General features: G+C 73.4%; 11 protein-coding genes. All 11 read left to right on the forward strand.

Annotation, left to right across the window (positions count from 1 at the left end; translation table 11 throughout):
• Positions 1–2 precede the first annotated feature (2 nt).
• The 11 genes from PLC66_RS02485 to PLC66_RS02535 all read left to right on the forward strand — a co-directional run bounded on the left by PLC66_RS02485 (position 3) and on the right by PLC66_RS02535 (position 18,265).
• Entirely contained in the window at positions 3–3,527 is a 3,525-nt protein-coding gene (locus PLC66_RS02485; RefSeq protein WP_324537577.1) for a hypothetical protein, read from the forward strand.
• A 12-nt stretch (positions 3,528–3,539) separates the two neighbouring features.
• Entirely contained in the window at positions 3,540–6,269 is a 2,730-nt protein-coding gene (locus PLC66_RS02490) for a hypothetical protein (protein WP_324537579.1), read from the forward strand.
• Positions 6,266–7,348 carry a hypothetical protein gene (locus PLC66_RS02495; protein ID WP_324537581.1) on the forward strand — a complete coding sequence of 361 codons (1,083 nt, stop codon included), beginning with the start codon at positions 6,266–6,268 and terminating at the stop codon, positions 7,346–7,348. The genes PLC66_RS02490 and PLC66_RS02495 overlap by 4 nt, the downstream gene beginning before the upstream one ends.
• The gene (locus PLC66_RS02500; RefSeq protein WP_324537583.1) at positions 7,345–7,989 is read left to right on the forward strand and encodes a phage baseplate assembly protein V; all 645 of its coding nucleotides are present in this window, start codon (positions 7,345–7,347) and stop codon (positions 7,987–7,989) included. The genes PLC66_RS02495 and PLC66_RS02500 overlap by 4 nt, the downstream gene beginning before the upstream one ends.
• A 21-nt stretch (positions 7,990–8,010) precedes the next feature.
• Positions 8,011–8,403, forward strand: coding sequence for a PAAR domain-containing protein (locus PLC66_RS02505; RefSeq protein ID WP_324537585.1), 393 nt, complete (start codon positions 8,011–8,013; stop codon positions 8,401–8,403).
• A 5-nt stretch (positions 8,404–8,408) separates the two neighbouring features.
• Complete coding sequence (locus PLC66_RS02510; protein ID WP_324537587.1) at positions 8,409–8,873, forward strand: hypothetical protein; 465 nt, start codon at positions 8,409–8,411, stop codon at positions 8,871–8,873.
• A 7-nt stretch (positions 8,874–8,880) separates the two neighbouring features.
• Entirely contained in the window at positions 8,881–10,632 is a 1,752-nt protein-coding gene (locus tag PLC66_RS02515) for a baseplate J/gp47 family protein (RefSeq protein WP_324537589.1), read from the forward strand.
• Between the two features lie 43 nt (positions 10,633–10,675).
• Positions 10,676–13,174 (forward strand): hypothetical protein, encoded by a 2,499-nt coding sequence (locus PLC66_RS02520; protein ID WP_324537591.1) that lies wholly within the window; start codon positions 10,676–10,678, stop codon positions 13,172–13,174.
• Complete coding sequence (locus tag PLC66_RS02525) at positions 13,171–14,649, forward strand: hypothetical protein (protein ID WP_324537593.1); 1,479 nt, start codon at positions 13,171–13,173, stop codon at positions 14,647–14,649. Before PLC66_RS02520 ends, PLC66_RS02525 begins: the two co-directional genes overlap by 4 nt.
• Before the next feature lie 69 nt (positions 14,650–14,718).
• Complete coding sequence (locus tag PLC66_RS02530; protein ID WP_324537595.1) at positions 14,719–16,431, forward strand: hypothetical protein; 1,713 nt, start codon at positions 14,719–14,721, stop codon at positions 16,429–16,431.
• Between the two features lies 1 nt (position 16,432).
• Positions 16,433–18,265: a hypothetical protein gene (locus PLC66_RS02535; protein ID WP_324537597.1), complete on the forward strand. Its 1,833-nt coding sequence runs from the start codon at positions 16,433–16,435 to the stop codon at positions 18,263–18,265.
• The last annotated feature ends 8 nt before the right edge of the window (positions 18,266–18,273 follow it).

Genomic DNA, 18,273 nt, shown 5'->3' on the forward strand with positions numbered 1-18,273 from the left:
CCATGGCCGGACTGCTGGTTCAACTCGACCTGACAGTATCCGGCGCCGACCTGTCCGCCATCGCGGGCAGCATCGGCGGCGCCTACGGCGAGCTCGGCCGCCTCATCGCCAGCTGGCAGAGCGGCCCGCCGGGCGATTTCGGCAGCGCGCTCGCCGGCCTGGCCGGCCTGCCGGTGCCGCAACTGTCGGGCGGCTTCGACTTCAGCGTCGGCTTCGGCAATCTGCTGCCCAGCCTGCAGGGCGAGCTCGGCGGGCTCGCGCAAGGCCTGCAGGCCGACATCGGCGCCCTGCCCGAGCGCCTCGGCGCCGAGCTGCAGGCCGCCTTCGCGCCGCTGCTCGCGCGCATCGCACGCCTGCAGGCCCTGTTCGGCACCGACTGGCGCTGCGGCCTCGGCGTCACCGCCGGACTGACGGCGGGGGCGGGCGGTTCCGGCGGTGCAGGCGGCAGTGGAAGTGGTGGAAGTGGCGTGAGCGGCGGGAGCGGCGGCAGTGGCAGCGGCACGGGATCCGGCGGTGGCGCGCCCACGGCGCCGGCGAACGATGCCGGTGCGCTCGACGCCGACCAGGTCGCCGCGGCACGCGCGCTGATCGATACCCTGCCCGCCGATCTCTCGGTCCCCAGCCTGCTGCGCTGGGTGCATGCGCGCGTCGGCACCTTCCGCCCCGGCTACTTCCAGTTGCGCTCGCTGCCCCTGCTCGACGACCTGCGCGACCCGCTCGACACGCTGATCCGCTGGGACGACGCCAGCGCCGCCGAGGTCGAGACCGAACTGCGCCACACCATCGAGCAGCTCGCCGCGCTGATCGCCTTCAACACCAGCGCCTGCATCACCCGCGCCCTGCCCACGCCCGATCTGGCAGCCCAGCCCGGCGCTGCGCTCGGCGCGGCCGGCACGAACTTCGTCGCAGCGCTGGGCACGCTGGCGACCGCCACCGCAGCCCAGCCCCCTGATGCCGGCGCCATCGCAGCGGCGCTGGCGAACGCGCAAGGCCTGCGCGCGCCGCTGCTGGCGACGCGCAACGCCGCCCTCGCGCCGGCCAGTGCCGAGGCCCGCGCCCGCCTGATGAACGCCCTGCTCGAGCTGCCCGGCACGCTCGACGCCGGCCTGTGCCGCAGCCTGGTGCTGCTGCTGCCGCGCGCCAGCTTCGCCGACCTCACCCAGTCCGTGCCGGGGCTCGCCGTCGCCAGCCTGCCGGCCAACGCCTTCGCGCCGCTCGAAGCCCTGATCGACGACATCCGCGCCCGGCTCGAGGCCGTGCTCGAGCTGCTCGACATCAGCGCCGTCAGCGCGCCCATCAGCGCCGCCCTCGACCGCGCCCGTGGCGCCATCGCCGCGGTGGAGGGCCAGCTCGCCGCACTCGGTGCCAGCAGCGCGCGCGCCTTCGAGGATGCACGCGGCCAGATCCAGGCGCTGGACCTCGCGCGCCTGCAGCAACAACTCGAGCAAGCCCTGGAGCAGGCCGTGGCGGCGATCGAGACGGCGCTCACCACCGCCCTGTCGCCCGCCACCGCCGCCCTAGGCCAGGCCTTGCAGGCCGCCGACGCAGCGATGGACGCGATCGACCCCGAGGTGCTCACCGCGCCGCTGCAGCAGGTCCTCCAGCCGCTTGCCAGCCTCAGCCAGCAGGACGGCGTGGTCAAGCTCATCCAGGTGCTGGAGCAGGTCAAGGCGCTGGCCGAGTCGCTGTCGCGCATCTCCTTCGCCCCGGTGGCGGACGAGGTCATCGCCGCCATCAGCAAGCTCCAGGCCGTGCTGCGCGCGATCGACCCGGCCACCCTGCCCGCCCCCGGCCCCGAGCTGATCCGCTCCGCCATGAGCGTGCTGCCACCGTCGCTGGTGCCGCTCACCGACCCGCTCATCGTCAGCCTCGACACCCAGCTCGAGGCCAGCCCCACCGACCTGTTGCTCAAGCTCAAGACCATGCCCGAGGAGGCCCGCGCGCGCCTGCTCGAGTTCTCGCCGCGCGCCGCCCTCGGCCCGCTGCTGGCCGAACCCTTCGCCACCGTGCGCGACGGTCTCGCCGCCTTCCAGCCCGCGCAGTGGCTCGATCAGGCCGAGCGCGCGCTGGCCGACACCCGCCAGCGCCTCGGCCGCCAGCTCGACGTCGGCGCCGCGCTCGCCGCGCCGGCGCAGGCCCATGCCGCGCTGCTGCGCGAGCTCGAGGGCCTGCGCCCGTCGACCCTGCTGCAGCCCCTCACCGACAGCGTGCGCCAGGCCCTGCAGGGCCTGGACGCGGCCGTACCGGCGGGCGAGCTCGGCGACGGGCTGAGCGCGGCACTCGAGCAGGTGCGCAGCTTCGGCGACACGCTGGCGAGCGCGCTCGACGTCGCCGACCACCTGGTCACGCGCCTCGATGCGCTCGGCAATCCCGGCAACGAGTTCGACGCCTGGCTCGATGGCGTCCTCGCCAAGGTCCCCGAAACCGCCACCGCGGCGCAGCTCGAGGCCCTCGAGGCGCTGCGCCAGGCCGCCCTCGGCAGTAGCGCCGATGCGCTGCGCGCACTGTGGGCGACGCACCGCGATGCGCTCGGCGCGGCCCTCGCCAACACCAGCCCCGCCACCCAGTCCGAGGCGCTACTGCGTGAGCTCGCGCTCGCCCGCGCGCGCATCCGCGGCCGCCTCGGTGCGCTGCCGCCGGCACTCGCCAACCCGATCGCCAGCTGGCTGGACGAGGCCGACACCCGCGCTGCAGAAGACGGCCTGCTCGCCTTCGCCGCGCTGTCGCGCCGGCTGGCCGAAACCGACGCGCGCATGGCGACCCTGCTCGACCAACTCGGCAGCCGCTTCCCGGCCGAACAAGGCCCCTTCGCTGCCTTGCTGCCGGGCAGCCCGGCGCAGTTGCGGGCCTGGGTGCGCGAAGCCCTGGTACGGCAGTTCGGCCGTCCGCTGGTGCTCTTCATCGACAGCCTGCAGGTGCTGGTCGCGCTGCTGCGCAACGCCTCGGCCGCGCTGCGCCGGCTGGTCGATGCGCTGCAGTCAAAGCTCGACGAACTGCTGGCCGCCCCGCAGGCGCTGGCCGAGCTGCTCGCCGGCATCGAGTCACTCACCGACCGCATCGCGGCGCTCGACCCGGGCCTCTATGCACAACAGGTCGACACCTTGTACCGCGACCTGCTCGGCGAGCTGCGCGCCCTCGACCCCGCCGGGCTGCGCCAGCCGCTGGAAGCCACCCGCGACCGCCTGCTCGGGCGCATCTCGCTCGACGCGGTGATCCCACCCGCCCAGCGCGCCCAGCTCGACGCCCTGCACCGCGAACTGCAGATCAAGGTCGGCGCGCTCGACCCCGACCCGCTGCTGCTCCAGCCGCTGGACGAGACCTGGCGGGCGACGGTGGAGCCGCTGGTCGCCGCGCTCGACATCAGCGCCTCGATCCAGCTCATCATCGACTGGATCGACGGCCTGCCGCCCGAGCTGCGCCTGCACATCGGCCGCGTCGACACTGCCTACACAGCGCTCCTTGCCAGCGCCCCCGGCGGCAGCGGCGCGTCGGTGAGCGTGAGCGCCAGCGTCAGCGTGGGCCCCTAGGAGAACCGCACGATGCTCGGCTCCCTGCTGATCCAGCCACAGATGCTCAGCCGCATGCAGGGCCGCGGCGCCGGTGACGAGATCGCCGACGAGATCGTCGCCCTCGCCCATCTTCTGAGCCTCAACCCGGCCGCGGCCGAGGCCATCCGGCCCGCCTTCGAGGCCGCCGGACGGCGCTTCGCCGACAGCTTGCTGAGCCGGCTCGGTCAGCGCCTGCCGCAGGCGCTGACCGAGCTGCGCAGCCTGATCGAGCCGCTCACCACCCCGCTGGCCGCCTTCGCCAGCGGCCCGCCGCCGGCCTCCACCGCCGACCTGCTCGAGCGCATCGCCGACGGCCTGGAGCGCCTCGCACCGCTCGCCGGGCTGCTGTCCGACGCCCAGATCCGCAGCACGCTGCAGCGCGCCAGCCGCATCCTCACCGACACCCTGGGCTTGAGCCAGGCGGGCTTTCGCGCCGATTTCCTGGTCATGCTCGGCGAGGTACGCGCCGAACTGCGCACGCACCCCGAGGGCGCCAGCGCGGCGGCGCGGGCGGTGCGCGAGAGCTTCGCCTGCCTGCTCACCCGCCTGGAAGAGGAGGTCTATCCGCGCTTCCCGACCCTGGATCTGGACATCGACCGGCTCGCCGCCCTCCTCATTCGCGCCTTGCGCGAGACGCCGCTGCCGGCCATTTCCGGCCAGGCCCCATGCCTGCTCGGCCGCATCGAGGCGGTGCTGCACCTGCTCGCCGAGATCACCCGGGCGGCGGCCAGCAGCGCCCGCAGCCCCCAGCCGCGTACGGCCGCTCCCGCCACCGCGCCATCGTCGACCTCCCGTCGCGCCCCCCGCGCCAGCGCGCGCTCGACCGCCACCCCGCCACGCGACCAGGACGGGGAGTACTGCTGGTACGCGTCCTGGCTGTATGCACGTCATCGCCAGGGCTTCTCGAACGGCGCCGGAATCGGGCTGCTGCAGAACGTCGCACCCGGCTACCCCGGCGACGAAGTCTGGCTCAGCACCGACCGCAAGTGCCTCACCCTGCGCCGTGCGGGCGTGGACGACGCCGTGCTGCACCGCGCCGACAGCCCCTTCGCCTGGCACGAGGCGCCGCAGTTCCGCGGCCCGCCGAGCCGCGAGCATTTCAGCTTCGGCGCGATCTCGCCCGGCTTCCTCGAGGGCTGGACCCAGACCACCGCCATCCTGCAGAAGCTCGCCGCGGGGTTCTGGCATGCCGTGGGAATGGGCCAGGGCGAGCGCGAGTACGCCTGCAACATCCCGCTCTGGCTGTGGCACTGGACCGACGGCATCGCGAGCGGAGCCGGCGGCGCACCGCTACCCTCGCTGATCAGCCGCTCGCTCGGTTGGGGCGTGGGCTCGACCTGGCTGTTCTCCTCGCTGCTGCCCATGCTCACCGTGATCGGCGGCTCCTTCGAGGGCGTGCACACCAGGACCACGGCCGGGCTGGGCTTCCTGCAATGGCTCACGCTGATCGGCGGCGACGCGCTGTCGGCCTACACCATCAGCAGCGCCACCCAGGGCGTGAACGACCTGTTCCTGTCGGTGTTCACGCTGATCAACCAGACCGGCGCGGGCGGACCGCCGTCGGCGGGCGATGACCTGCGTCCGGCCAACTGGCAGCGTGCCGATGCGGTCATCGGCCTCGTCAACCTGGTGATCGGCTTCGGCTTCCGCGGCCTGATCCCGCGCGATGACTATGGGCTGCCCTTCGACAAGGACGGCGGCGCCGCCTTCGGTCCGCTCTACGTGCCCTGGATGTTTCCCTGTGCGCCCCTGGTCGGCGCCTTCGCCAACACCATCGGCACCCTGTTCGCCTGGGCCATCGCACGCACCCACAGCCCGGGCCAGCTCGGCGAGAAGATCGCCTCCGGTGCCCTCTCCGGCTTCCTCGCCTTCATCGTCGAGTTCTACGCCCAGCGCGACGGCAGCACCGACGACGGCCACTACAACCCGCGCATCGACCCGGCGGACAGGCCGTATGCGGATGCGGCGGGCAACCCGCGCACCGACTTCATCGGCTATCCGGACAAGGCCGGCTCGCCCTATCACCTGCCCTACGCGGCCGACACCGCGATGTACGTCGGCCAGGCCAATCTCGGCTTCTTCAGCCATGCGCGCTGGAACAGCTTCCCGCAGATCTATGCCTACGACTTCGCGCACGATTTCGGCGACGAGGTCCTCGCCATCCGCGACGGCACGGTGGTCGATTTCTTCGACTGGATCCCGGACAACATCAATCCGGATGGCGCGCAGCAGACAGCCGCACGGACCGCCTCCAACGCCGTGATGGGCGCGGCCTGGCGCAACGGCAAGCCGAGCTGGAACTACATCATCGTGCGCCACGACAGCCTCATCAACGACCAGGATCGCGATCAGGGCGGCACCCCGGTCACCACCTACGCCGTCTATGGCCACGGCGCCACCGGCGGCGTGCGCGAGCTGTGGAATGCCCTCTACGGCAAGGCCGCGCTCGACATCATCGGCACCCGCGTGCGCCGCGGCAATCCGCTGATGCGCGCCGGCAGCACCGGAGTGAGCTTCCACAACCACCTGCATCTGCACCTCGTGCCTGGTCCCGGCCCGGGCGCAGCCACCCACACCCCACCCCGCCCCATCCTGCAGGAGGGCGATCTGGGCGACTACACCCTGCCCTTCGTATTCGCCGACGCCCCGGGCGACGGCGTGCTGCGCAGGCTGCGCTGGTACCGCTCGGCCAACACCCGCAGCACGGAGCTGCCGCCATGATCGGCGACGCGCTGATGGACACGCTCGGCGGTGCGCTTGGCCTGGGCGCGGGCAGCGCCGCCCTGCCGCCGCCGCGCGCCAAGGTCTCGCGCGGCGGCGCTGCGCCTGCGGCAGGCGGCTTCGGTGCCGAGCTCGTGGCCCTGGTCACCGGACCCAGCCAGCCCGACCCGCTCACCGCCGCGCTGATCGGCGCCGAGGTCACGCTGCTGCCGGCGCCCGGGCTGTCCTGCTGCCGGCTGCGCTTCCTGCCGCGCACCGACTTCCCGTCGCTCGCCGCAGGCGATGTGCTCAAGCTGCAGCTCGGGGCGGGCGACGATCCACCCACCGTCTTCAGCGGCCCGATCGCCCTGCTCGGCGGCGCCAGCGGCGTGCTCGAGCTCGTGCTCGGTTCGACGGCCACGCCGCTGGCGCGGCTGCGGCGCAACGCCGGCTACGAGAACCAGGGCTTCGCCGACCTGCTCAAGCTGTGGGCCGGCGAGGCGCAGCTCAGCGCCGGCGACATCGACACCGGACCCAAGTTTGCCTTCCTCGCCATCGACGCCCAGTGCTCGCTGTGGGAGTGGATGTCCCGCCTCGGCGCGGCCGCCGGCGTGCAAGTGTGGACCGACGCCGACGGCCACCTCCAGGCTCACGCCGCGCGCGGCCAGCCGGTGGCAAGCTGGGCCTGGGGGCGCGACCTGCTCGCGCTCGAGGCCGACCTGCACGACCCGGCGATCACGCCTTTCGCCCCCGGCGTCACCGGGCGCGCGAACTCCGGCGCCTGGAGCGACGGCGAAAAGCCGGCGCCCGGCACGGGCGGGGGCGGTGGCGCAGTAGGCGGGGCGGCGGGTGGGGCAGGCCCGGGCGGCATCGCCGGCGCGGCCGCGGCGCTGCTCGGCGGCGCGCCCGGCGGCGGCAAGGCCGCGGGACGGGTGCGCATCAGCGTGCCGGGCTGTCCGGCACTGGACATCGCCAGTCCCTTCCGCCTCGAGAATTGCCCGGGCGGGCGCGGCGACGGCGACTGGGTGGCGGTCGCGGTGGAGCACCGGCTGGCGCCGGGACAGGGCTTCATCACGCGGGCGACGGGAGTGCCGGCATGAGCGAGCTCTACGACACCATCCAGCAGATGATCCGGCGCGAACTCGCCAGCCGTCGCCAGGCCGAGATCGGCACCGTGCAGGCGGTGTTTCCGGCGGCCTCGGACGGCACCGCCTACAGTGCCGACGTGGTGCTGCGCGACACCGACCTGGTGCTGCGCCACGTGCCGGTCGCCACCCCGCGCAAGGGCTTCGCCAGCCTGCCCGAAGTGGGCGACCTGGTGCTGGTGAGCTTCGTCGGCGGCGCGCTCAATCGCCCGGTGGTGTGCGGCACGCTCTACAACCAGGCCGACACGCCGCCCGACAACAGCGAGAACGACTGGGTGCTGCAACTGCCCTCGGGTGCCGACGCCAGGGACGGCGGCGTGCGCATCGAGATCCGCCAGTCCTCGCCGCAAGGCTTCAGCGTCAGCCTGATGGGCGAGCGCTTCAAGCTCGAGGTGCAGGACGACGACCCGGTGATGCGCCTGAAGGTGGCCGACGCCACGATCAGCATCGACGGCGGCGGCGGCGTGAAGATCGACACCGCAGGTGACCTCGCGATCTCCGCGGCGGGCACGCTCAGCCTCAAGGCCGACGGCGACGCCACGTTCGAAGCCGGCGGCAACCTCGTGCTCAAGGGCGCGATGGTCAAGATCAACTAGGGCCAACGAGGAGACGCGACGATGAGCCTGCCAGCCGCGAAAGAAGGCGACCGCATCCTCGCCACCGACATCCACATCCAGATGGTGCCCAGCCCCGGCGGTCCGGTGCCGACGCCGTTGCCCAGCCCCTTCGTCGGCACGATCGACGGCGGCCTGTCGGCCGACGTGTTCATCGAAGGCAAGGCCGCCGCCACCAAGGACTCGACCGCCACCAACACGCCCAGCCACATTCCCGCCGCCGGCCCCTTCCAGAAATCGCCGTCGAACAGCGCTACCATCCTCGCCGGCTCGAGCACGGTGCTCATCAACGGCAAGCCGGCGGCGCGCATGGGCGACATGGCGCAGACCTGCAACGACCCCGCCGACCTGCCCGCCGGCAGCGTGCTCGCCAGCGGCACGGTCCTGATCGGATGAACGCCATGCCCAGCTTCCGCCCCCCGCCCACCGAACACCTGCTGCGCGACATCGCCATCCATGCGGTGCATCGCGAGCTGCGTCCGGTGTATCGCCCCACCGAGACGGCGAAGCAGCCGCGCGCGGCCTGGGACTTCGTCGCCCGCGAGGGGCTGGAGAACCTCGCCCAGGCCGTGATCCTGCGCCTGCTCACGCCGCGCGGCGAACTCGCCGCGCTCGGCCACCCGGACTACGGCTCGCGCGTGCACGAGCTGATCGGGCGCGAGAACGACGGTCCGCGCCGCAACCTGCTGCGGCTCTTCATCCTCGAGGCGCTGAAGGCCGAGCCGCGCATCGACAAGGTGGCCGAGCTGCGCGTCGAGCCCTCGCCCGGCGCCCGCTCCACGGTCGATGTGCTGCTGCGGGTCAAGCCGGTCGCCGCCACCGAGCTGGTGACGATCGGCCCCTTCTCCATCGAACTTGCCGTGTGAGGACGCCATGTCTTTCCGCCGCAAAACCTATCCCGAAGTCGCCGAAAGCCTGCTCAACCGCCTGTTGGGCGGGGTGAGCGGCGAGGCCCACCCCTACCCGCCGGCGCGGGCCGCGCGCGAACCCTACCGCCACGCGCTGGAGCGCCCGCCGGTCGACCGCATCACCGCGGTATGGGGGGCACGCAATGGCGACACCCACCGCTTCGCGCCCGATGCCGACTACGCGCTGTCGGCCGATGGCGCCGAGCTCGAATGGCGCACGGGTGGCGCGCGCCCCGACGAGGGCACGGCCTTCGAGGTGCATTACCTGCCGCGCCAACGCGAGATGCGGGTCAATGACCTCTATCCCGGCTCGGTGGTACGCACGCTGATGGAGGCGGTCGCGCTCGAGACCGCCGGCCTGTATGCCCAGATGGAGACGGTGTACCGCGCCGGCTTCCTCGACACCGCCAGCGGCGGCGCGCTCGACCACGTCGTCGGCCTGCTCGGCATCCGCCGCGTTCGCGCCGGGCGCAACAGCGGCGAGCTGCGCTTCACCCGCGCGCGCAACACCGCGGGCGAGATCACCATCCCCGCCGGCACCCGGGTCGCCACCGCCGACGGCGCAATCGAATACGAGACCACCGCCGACCTCACCCTGGTCGATGGCCAGGCCGCGGCCAAGGTCGCGGCGCGCGACCTCGTCGCCGCCAACGACGCCCTCGCCGCCGACAGCCTGGTGCTGATGGTGCGCCCGATCGCCGGCATCGAATCCGTCACCAACCCGGCCGCCACCGCGCGCCAGGACCGCGACGAGAGCGACGACGAGCTGCGCAGCCGCGCCCGCCGCTTTCTCGCCGGCTCGGCGCGGGGCACGCGCAGCGCGCTCGAGGCCGCAGTCGCCGCCGAAGGCCTGCGCGCCGAGATCCTCGAGCCCGCGCCCGGCCGCGTCGACATCCAGCTGCAGGGCGTGCTCGACCCCGACCACCGTGCGCGTCTCGACAAGGCGGTCCTCAGCGTGCGCCCGGCCGGCGTGCAGGTCCTGATCCACGACGGCAGCCCACCGGCGAAGATCAGCCTCGACCTGCGCCTGACCACCGCGGCCGGCCTGCTCGACGCCGAGCTGCGCGCGATCCAGGACAACATCCGCAAGCGCTACGCCGACTACTTCGCCCGCCTGCCGCTCGCCAGCGACGGCAGCCTGACGCGCCTGGTCGGGCTCGCGATCGGCGTCGACGGTGTCGAGGACGTTCGCATCATCGCCGCCAGCGCCGACGGCACCGGCGTGCTCGACGCCGCGCAGGGGCTGCTGAGGCTGGCCACGCTGTCGACCGAGCTGGGCGAGGTGCGCATCGTCGACCCGGCGCTTGCCACCGGCCTGCGCCTGCTGCTGCGCTATCCGCGCAGCGCCGCCATCCCCGACCAGGCCAGGCTCGCCAGCGCCACCGAGGCCGCCATCGCCAGCCTCAACCTGCTCGCCGAGGCCGGCGACGCCAGCGACGATGCCAGGCGCGTGCTCGACTGGAGCCGGCTCAGCCGGATCCTGCCGCTGCCGCATGCGGGCTGGAGCAGCGCCACCTTCGAGCAGCAACTCGCCGGCGCGGCGGGCGCCAGCGCCGACGACGTCGCCCCCTACAGCGTGCAGTGGGTGCTGACCCGCCCAACCGCCCTCAGCCAGGTGCTCGACGGCCCCACGGCGCCCGGCTTCGCGCTCGCCACCGGCGAACGCCTGTCGCTCGCCGGCGTGGTGGTCGAGGTCAAGCCCAAGGATGCGCCATGAGCACGAGCGGCCCCGCGCACCGCGCCTGCCCATGGAGGCCCGCATGAGCGCACGCGATCCGGCCTACGCCAACCAGCTCGAGCGCCTGCTCGCGCTGCTGCCCAGCCTGTGGCGCCCGCAGCACGACGAAGGGGGCCTGCTCGCCGACTGGCTGGACGCGGTGGCCGCCGCCCAGGGCGAGGCCGCGGCCGAACTGCAGCACGTGCTGCGCGCGCACTGGTGGGACACCGCCGACGCCGCACTGTGGGCGCGCCACTATCAGGCCGAGCGCACCGAGCGCGGCCTGCCGGCGGCCAATGTGCGCGAGCCGCGCGACCGCGCCGAACTGCAGCGCTACCCCTGGGTGCGCGACCTCGCCCGCCTCGGCGCCCTGCTCGACCTGCCGCCGTGGCAGGACCCGGCCAGCCTGCGCGAGAACGTCGAGGAGTACCGCCAGCGCCTGCCCGACATCGTCGACGCCTGGCGCCTCGGCCTGACCACGCCCGACGCCTTGCGCCGCCTGGTCGATGCCGCCCTGCCCGAGGACATGGCCGCGCCGCTCGCGCGCCAGCGCAGCCGCTTCGCGCTCGAGGAGCCCGCCGTGGTGCTGCGCCAGGTGCGCGCGCTGAGCGCGCCGCCGACGGTGCAGCAGGGCGAGCGCGTCGCCCCGCTCGCGCGCTGGGCGCTCGACACACCGACGACGCCCGGCTTCGTCCTCGCCGGCATCGCCGCCGAGCCGCCTTGCGCCGCCACCGCCGCACCGATGATCGAACGCTACACGCCCGGCGCCCGCCCGCTCGGCATCGGCCTGGCCTGGACCGGCACGCTGGCGCCCGACCAGGCGCTGCGCCTGACCCCGACCCGGCGCGGCTGGCTGGCGCGTGACGCCCACCTGTATGCCACGGTGGCCGAGTCGGCTGCCAACGCCGCGCGCGACCCCTCGGCCAACGGCCCCTGGCACGAGGCCGCCAGCCTGCCCGCGGGGCGCATCCTCAGCCTCGCCGCCGCCCCGGACGGCAGCCTGTGGGCCCTGCAGCGCACGCTGCAGACCTGGCGCGTACAGCGCTTCAGTGGCACGAGCTTCGCCGCGGTCGAGACCGACGCGCCCGACGGCCCCTACCTTGCCCTGTGCTGCGCCGGCGACTCGGCCTGGCTGGGCACCGCTGCCGGCCTCTTCCGCTGCCCACTGTGGCCCGCCGGCGGCGGCCTGCGCTGGCGCGCGGTGGCCGGCTTCGACGGTGCCGTGCGCGCGCTGGCGACGAACGGGTCGGAGCTGTACGCGGGCGGCGCGGACGGCCTGAGCGTGATCGAGCTCAGCGCGCCCGTGCTCGATGCGTCAGGCGACAACCCGCCGCTCGAACGTCGCCACGCCGGACTCGACATCCACGCCTTGCTCGTCGAACCCGGGCGCGAACTGATCGCCACCGCCAACGCACTGTTCCTTTTCCGCCAGGGGCTGTGCTGGCGCTACGAGGGCGCCGCGGTGTCCGAGCACCTGCCCGACTGGCAGGCCGAGGCCGCCGCCGCACCCGACCTGCACAGCCCGCTGCCGCCGCTCGGCGCGCTGGCGGCCACCGCCGACGGCAGCCTGTGGCTGGGCAGCGCGGCCGGCCTGGCGCGCTGGCATGTGGCCGAAGGCGAGGGCACGCGGCTCGAGGCTTTCCCCGAGCTGATCGGCGCGGTGCGCAACCTGGTCGTCGATGAGCGCGGCCTGCTGTGGATCGCCGCCGACAACGGCCTGTTCCGCTACGACGGTCGCGATCTCGCGCGCCACGACCCCGAAGCCGGCAGCTGGATCGCCGAGGGCCGCGCCGACACCGCCTACCCGAGCGACTTCGCCAGCACGCCGCGCGGCCACTGGCGTTTCGACCGCGACCAGGCGCGCTGGCTGCGCTGGGATCCCGCGCAGCGGCGCTTCGCCGACCCCGGCCTGGCGGACCGCCGCGCCGGCACCGGCCGCGAGGGAGCCGGCGAGGGCGTCGCCGCCCTGCTGTTCGCCCCTGGCGTGCGCGCCGAGCTCGGCCAGTGGGACGCCACCACAGGCGGCTTCAGCGCGAGCGCCGAGCTGCCGCCCGCCGAGCTGCGCCTGCGCATCAAGCCCGACGAACTGCGCGTGGTCGATGGCGTCGCCCCCCTGCTACCGCCGCCGAGCGGGCGTGGCGACGAGCGCTGGCGCTACCTGCAGCTCGCACCCGGCGCGGCGCCGCCGCCCGGCGACAGCCACTGGTGGTCCACCGAGGGCCAGCTCTTTCCGGCGCCGGCACGCAAGGCCGCGCTACCAGGACATTTCCGCAGCGACCCGGTCTTCCTCGCCGATCCCGAGCGCGAAGGCCAGTTCGACCACCTCGCCTTCACTTACCCGCCCTCGGCGCGGCTATGGGCCTTGCTGCCGGACGGCCCGGCGGTCGGCATCCGCATCCGCCTGTGCCTGCCCGACCCCGACGCCGCCGCCGACCCGGCGCTGATCGAGCGGGTGTGGAAGCTGGTCGAGCGCGCCCGTCCGGCCGGCGTGCCGCTGCAACTGATGGTCGAAGGCAGAATCGTCAAGGAGAGCACATCATGACGCTGGAACAAGCCATGGCAATCGTCGCCGGACTCGGCGGCAAGGCGCCGGGCCACCTGATCCGGGCCGAGGACTGGAATGCACTGGTGAGCGTGCTCGACACCTATGGCGCGCAGATCGACGCCCTCGACACCGGGCTGCAAGGCCTGCAGGCCGAGGTCGCCACGCTGGCGACGAACCTGCAGGCGGCGATCGTCGCGCTGGAAGCGGGTGTGGCACCGCTCGAGGGCCTGGATGAGGTCGTCGCACGCATCGACGCCGAGACCGCCCCACTGCGCGAGAACTACCTGCTCAGGGTCAGCACCACGAGCGAGAACTACCTCGTCGGCCAGGTCGCCGAGCTGGTGTTCACCGCCACCGCGCTCGATGGCAGCCCGCTGCCCGAGCCCCGCCCCTGGCTCGACGTCGTCACCACCTGGGGCCGGCTGCGCGCTGCGCCCGGCTTCGTGGTGCGCGAGAACGCAGAAGAGAACGCGCTCGCGGTGCAGTTCAACAACGCCGGCCAGGTGCGCGTGCAGTTGCGCTCGCACTTCACCAGGGGCATCGCCGCCAGCACCGAGGCCGCCTTCGCCGGCGTGCTGCAGGCCCAGGCCGGCAGCAGCGGCAAGACGGTGATGCGGGTGCTGCAGGAGGCCGCCTCGCCGCAGGATCCGGAAGCGCAGATGGCCTTCCGCTCGATCAGCGCGATGTACGAGGGCAACCACAGCGTGCGTGGCTTCGCCGACGCCTATCTGGAGCAGTACACCGGCGGGCGCATCATCGGCGGCATCGTCGTCAGCCCCGGCGAGTGGCGCAACTATCGCGCCACCGTGATGGCCTTCGCCAAGCCCGATGCCGTCGCCACCTCGCCCGACCCCACGCGCGGCGTCGCCACCATCCAGGTGAACTTCCGCGAGTGGATTCCGAACTGGTCCTTCGGCCACATCGAGACGGTCGATCCGGTGCTGCCCGACTGGTCGCGCCTGCTCGAGCTCAACATCCGCGTGCCCGACCTGGTCCATCGCATGGTCAGCGAGCTCGACAAGCGGGCGCTCAACACCGGCGTGCTCGGGCGCATCCGCGACATGAAGGCGCTGGATAAGGCGGCCAGCGTCATCAACCCCGGCAACGACACGCTGATCCAGCACGGCAAGGCGATGATGCAGGGCGCACTGCAGATGCAGTTCGCCACCGGCCTCGCCGACACCGGCGTCGCCGGCGGCTACGCCCGGCAGGCCGGTATCACCCAGCAGGTCAGCCAGACCGCGAAGGCCGCGCAGGACACCGCGCTCGATGCCGCCACAGCCAAGCAGGCGGTCACCGTGCTGGAGAACCGCGTCAAGGCTGCCGAGCAGACCGGCAAGGAGATCAGCGCCGGCCTGCGCTCGCTGGGCGACGGCATCAACAAGATCGACGTCGTCCAGGTGGCCGATCTCGGCTCGCGCCTGAATGCGATCAACACCTCGCTCAGCGGGCTGGCGAGCAAGATCCGCTGAGGGCCCGCGTCCCCGACACCGCGCGCGAACCGAGACCAACCCACTCCTAGGCGAACCATCTCCAGGGCCATGCCGATCGTCTATCTGCAACCGAGCGACCTCTCTGCCGTGCAGGCGGCGCAGGTGCTCGACTTCCTGAACCGGGCGACGAGCCCGGCCCAGCTCGACCGCGACATCGAGTTCCCGGGCGAGCCGGACATCGGCCTGCGCCTCGGCCAGCGCCTGCTCGATGCGCGCGCGGCGCTCGGCGGGCAGTTCACCGACATCGTGCAGGTGCGCGCGATCCGCCTGATCGGGCCGGAACGCTTCACCGAGATCTGCGTTGCCGCGCTCGGGCTCGACCCCTTGCGCTGGATCGAACTGTTCTACGGCGGCGCCCCGCTCGCCCCGCAGGCCGAGACCGGCCTCGGCGTCAGCATCGAGGTCCAGCCGCAGGCGGCCTGGCTGGGCCAGCCGCGCACGCTGCGCCTGCGCGTGAGCGACCTCGGCGGCACGCCGCGCGCCGGCGTACCGGTGACGGTGCAGTGCGGCCTCGGACGGCTGGTCTACATGTACGGCTTCCGGCGCCTCGAGGGCCAGGCGGTGACCGTGCTCAGCGGCGCCGACGGCACGGCCGAGCTCGAGCTTCTCACCCCGCCCGCCGAACCGCTGGCCGAGAACCAGCAGGCCGCCCTCGAGCATGCGCTCGCCCGCCTCGACCCGCATGCGCCCCACCCGCTCGAACTGGCGCCGGCCCTGCGCGCGATCGCCGAGGAATACCTGCGCGACCGCAGCTACAGCCTGCGCAGCGCGATCGACCTCCATGTGCGCGACCACCGCGAGGCCATGCTCGACAGCGTGAACCCGGGGCGCTGGCGCATGGCCTGGCCGGCCGACAGCGCCCTGGTGCAGGCCGACGTGCTCGCCGACGAGGACAGCGGCACCAGCCTCGCGCGCGCGGTGCGCACGCTGACCTGGATCAACTGGGTCGGCCCCTGGCTGAGCTTCATGGCCGAGCTGCTCGCCGATGGCGACGCGCTGGCGCGAAGCCTGGCTGCCACCACCGCCGAGGGCGGGGCCGGCGGCGGCCCGATGCTGGGCCGCTTGCTCAATCTCGGCCAGGCCCACCTTGCCGGGCACGCCGGGCGCGCCGCCGAATGGCTTGGCCGCCAGCAGGTCACGCAGACAGTGGACCGCTTTCTCGGCGCCGGCGTGGATGCGCTGGCGCCGGCGGTGCGCGACGATGTGGTGCGCCAGCTCGGCGTCGCCGCCAGCGGTCTCACGCCGCGTTCGCTCGGCAGCTTCACGCTGGCCGACAGCACGCGCAGCGAACTCGATGTCCGCATCGACGCGGTCGCCCAGGGCAACCTCGCCCGCTTCGAGTACCTCAGCGCGCTGGCCACCGACATCGACGGCAAGGCCGCCCAGGTCGACCGGCACATGCAGGAGCTGCAGACGATCGCCACCAGCGTGCGCCAGGACCGTCTCACCGTCGATGCGCGCTCCGCCGAATTCAACACGCGCTACGCACAGTTCGATGCCCGCTACGCCGATTTCGACGCCCGCTACACGGACTTCGACTCACGCTACACCACCTTCGACTCGCGCTACACCCAGATCGACGGCCGGCTCAACGAGTTCGATACCCGCTACGGCCAGTTCTCGACCGACCTCACCCGCTTTCGCACCGACCTTGCCGGCTTCGACCAGAATCGCGTCACGCTCACCGACCGCATCAACACGGTCGACAGCAACCTGAACTCGGTGGTGCGCCTGAACAACCTGCGCCAGCGCGGAGGCTGAGGTGAGCCCGTCCGCCCCCCTGTCCGCTCCGGCGTTCGCCCCCTTCGGCCTCTATCCGAGTGCGAGCTTCAATGCCACGACGCAGCTTAAGGCGGGTGCCACGTTCGTGCTCGACAGACCGCTCGCCAGCGGCACCGGCAGCGTCGTGTTCCGCCGCTCGCTTTGGCTGCCGCTGCCCGCGGCCTGCCGCGACGCCAGCGCCCTGCAACTGGCCGACAGCCAGCTCGAGCTGCGCTTCTCGCCGGGCGAGCTGAACCTGGCGAGCGACGACCCGCACTGGTTTACAGCCGTCGACGACGACGGACGCCAGCAGACACGGCTGGCCTTCGTGTGGCCGGCGACGGTGGTACGCATCGACGGCCCGCATGCGGGCAAGCCTTACGCATTCGGCCTGCACCGCGCCGACGGCGAGGCGGTGTCGGCCGAGGCCACGCAGCGCGGGCAGACCGGCGTCACGCTCGCCCCGCCCTGGCAGGGCTCGCCGCTGGTGGTGCGCTTCGATCGTCCGCTGCCTGCGAACGTACGCGCCGACACGATCCGGGAGGCAATGCTCACCAAGCCGCGCGCCCAGCCCCAGACACGCGCGGCAGCCCCACCCAAGGGCGGCGAGATCCTGCAGGCGCAGGAAGCGGCGCTGGCCGCCGAGGCCGCGGCGTTCGCGCAGCGGCGGCTCACCTCGACGCTGGTCCCTGGCGTCGCCATCGCCGCCCGTCCGGCAAGTCCGCGCCTGCGCCTGATGCTGCTGGAAGGGGGCAAGGAGCGGCTGCTGTGGCAGGCGATCGAGCCGGGCGAGCACGCCACGCCGGTGAGCCTGCCTGGCTCCGCGCTCGCCCAGGAATGGGCCGCCGCCCTGGAGCAGATCGTCGCCACCTGCCGCAAGCTGCCGCCCGGTGCCGATCTGCCCGGCCTGCGCCTGGACATCGAATCCGACGCACCGTGCCTGCTCAGCGTGCCGCATGCCGCGCTCGCCCTCGACGCCGAATACGATCTGCTTGCCGCGCCTGCGGCCGCCGATGCCGACACCGATGCCGACCAGGACACCACCGCGGACGGGCTGCGGCTCGTCTTCGACGGCACTCGCCACACCCGCCTGGCGCTCGCCCTGCCCCCGCCGCCGACGGGCGCCCGGCGCGCGCTGCAGCTTGGCGGGCGCATCCGCTGCGCCGACACGCCGGCCGTGGGAGCCGAGCCCGCCGCGTCCGGCACCGACGCGCGCCAGGGCCTGCTGCTGGAGGAGGATCAGCGCGTCGAGGGTCGCCTGGCGCTGCCCACACCGAGCCGCGTGGCCGGCCTGGCCCTGGGCTGGCATCCCTTGTCCGCACGCCTGCGCGGCAGCCTGCGTGTGCTGCCCGCCGACGCCCGGCGCGGTGCGCCGGCCCTGCTCACGCAAGGCTTCGACCTCGACACCGCCAGCGCCGGCGCGCTGAGGCTCGCGGTGCGCTGGCCGGCACTCGACCTGCAGGCGCAAGCGCTGCGTATCGAAGTGGGGCTGCAGGAAGGGCGCGGCATCTGGCTGAGCGGCAGCGAGGGCGAAGCCTGGCGCCTGCACCGGGACGCGGGCGACCCCGAGGGCCGCGGGCTTGCGCTCAGGCTGCAGCTTGCCTGGCTACTCGACGACAGCGCCGACGGCACCGCCGATGGCTCGGCGCGCCGGCCGTCCTTCCATCTCGGCGCTCAGGCCCTGCCGGCGACCGGCATCGAGACGGGGCGCTTCTCGCTGCTGATCGCGCCGCCGGCACTCGATGCCTGGCCGGCGCAGCCCCTGTGCGTGGAGTCCGGCATCGCCGCCGAGCTCGCCATCGAGCGCGCAAGCCTGACGCTGCGCCTGGGCTGAGGGCCCGG

Origin of the sequence: Thauera sp. (assembly GCF_035444905.1) — a bacterium.
Classification (GTDB): domain Bacteria; phylum Pseudomonadota; class Gammaproteobacteria; order Burkholderiales; family Rhodocyclaceae; genus Thauera.

Coding starts and splice junctions, on each gene's coding strand:
- PLC66_RS02485 (WP_324537577.1), top strand. CDS start 3: ATGGCCGGACTGCTGGTTCAACTCGACCTGACAGTATCCGGCGCCGAC.
- PLC66_RS02490 (WP_324537579.1), top strand. CDS start 3,540: ATGCTCGGCTCCCTGCTGATCCAGCCACAGATGCTCAGCCGCATGCAG.
- PLC66_RS02495 (WP_324537581.1), top strand. CDS start 6,266: ATGATCGGCGACGCGCTGATGGACACGCTCGGCGGTGCGCTTGGCCTG.
- PLC66_RS02500 (WP_324537583.1), top strand. CDS start 7,345: ATGAGCGAGCTCTACGACACCATCCAGCAGATGATCCGGCGCGAACTC.
- PLC66_RS02505 (WP_324537585.1), top strand. CDS start 8,011: ATGAGCCTGCCAGCCGCGAAAGAAGGCGACCGCATCCTCGCCACCGAC.
- PLC66_RS02510 (WP_324537587.1), top strand. CDS start 8,409: ATGCCCAGCTTCCGCCCCCCGCCCACCGAACACCTGCTGCGCGACATC.
- PLC66_RS02515 (WP_324537589.1), top strand. CDS start 8,881: ATGTCTTTCCGCCGCAAAACCTATCCCGAAGTCGCCGAAAGCCTGCTC.
- PLC66_RS02520 (WP_324537591.1), top strand. CDS start 10,676: ATGAGCGCACGCGATCCGGCCTACGCCAACCAGCTCGAGCGCCTGCTC.
- PLC66_RS02525 (WP_324537593.1), top strand. CDS start 13,171: ATGACGCTGGAACAAGCCATGGCAATCGTCGCCGGACTCGGCGGCAAG.
- PLC66_RS02530 (WP_324537595.1), top strand. CDS start 14,719: ATGCCGATCGTCTATCTGCAACCGAGCGACCTCTCTGCCGTGCAGGCG.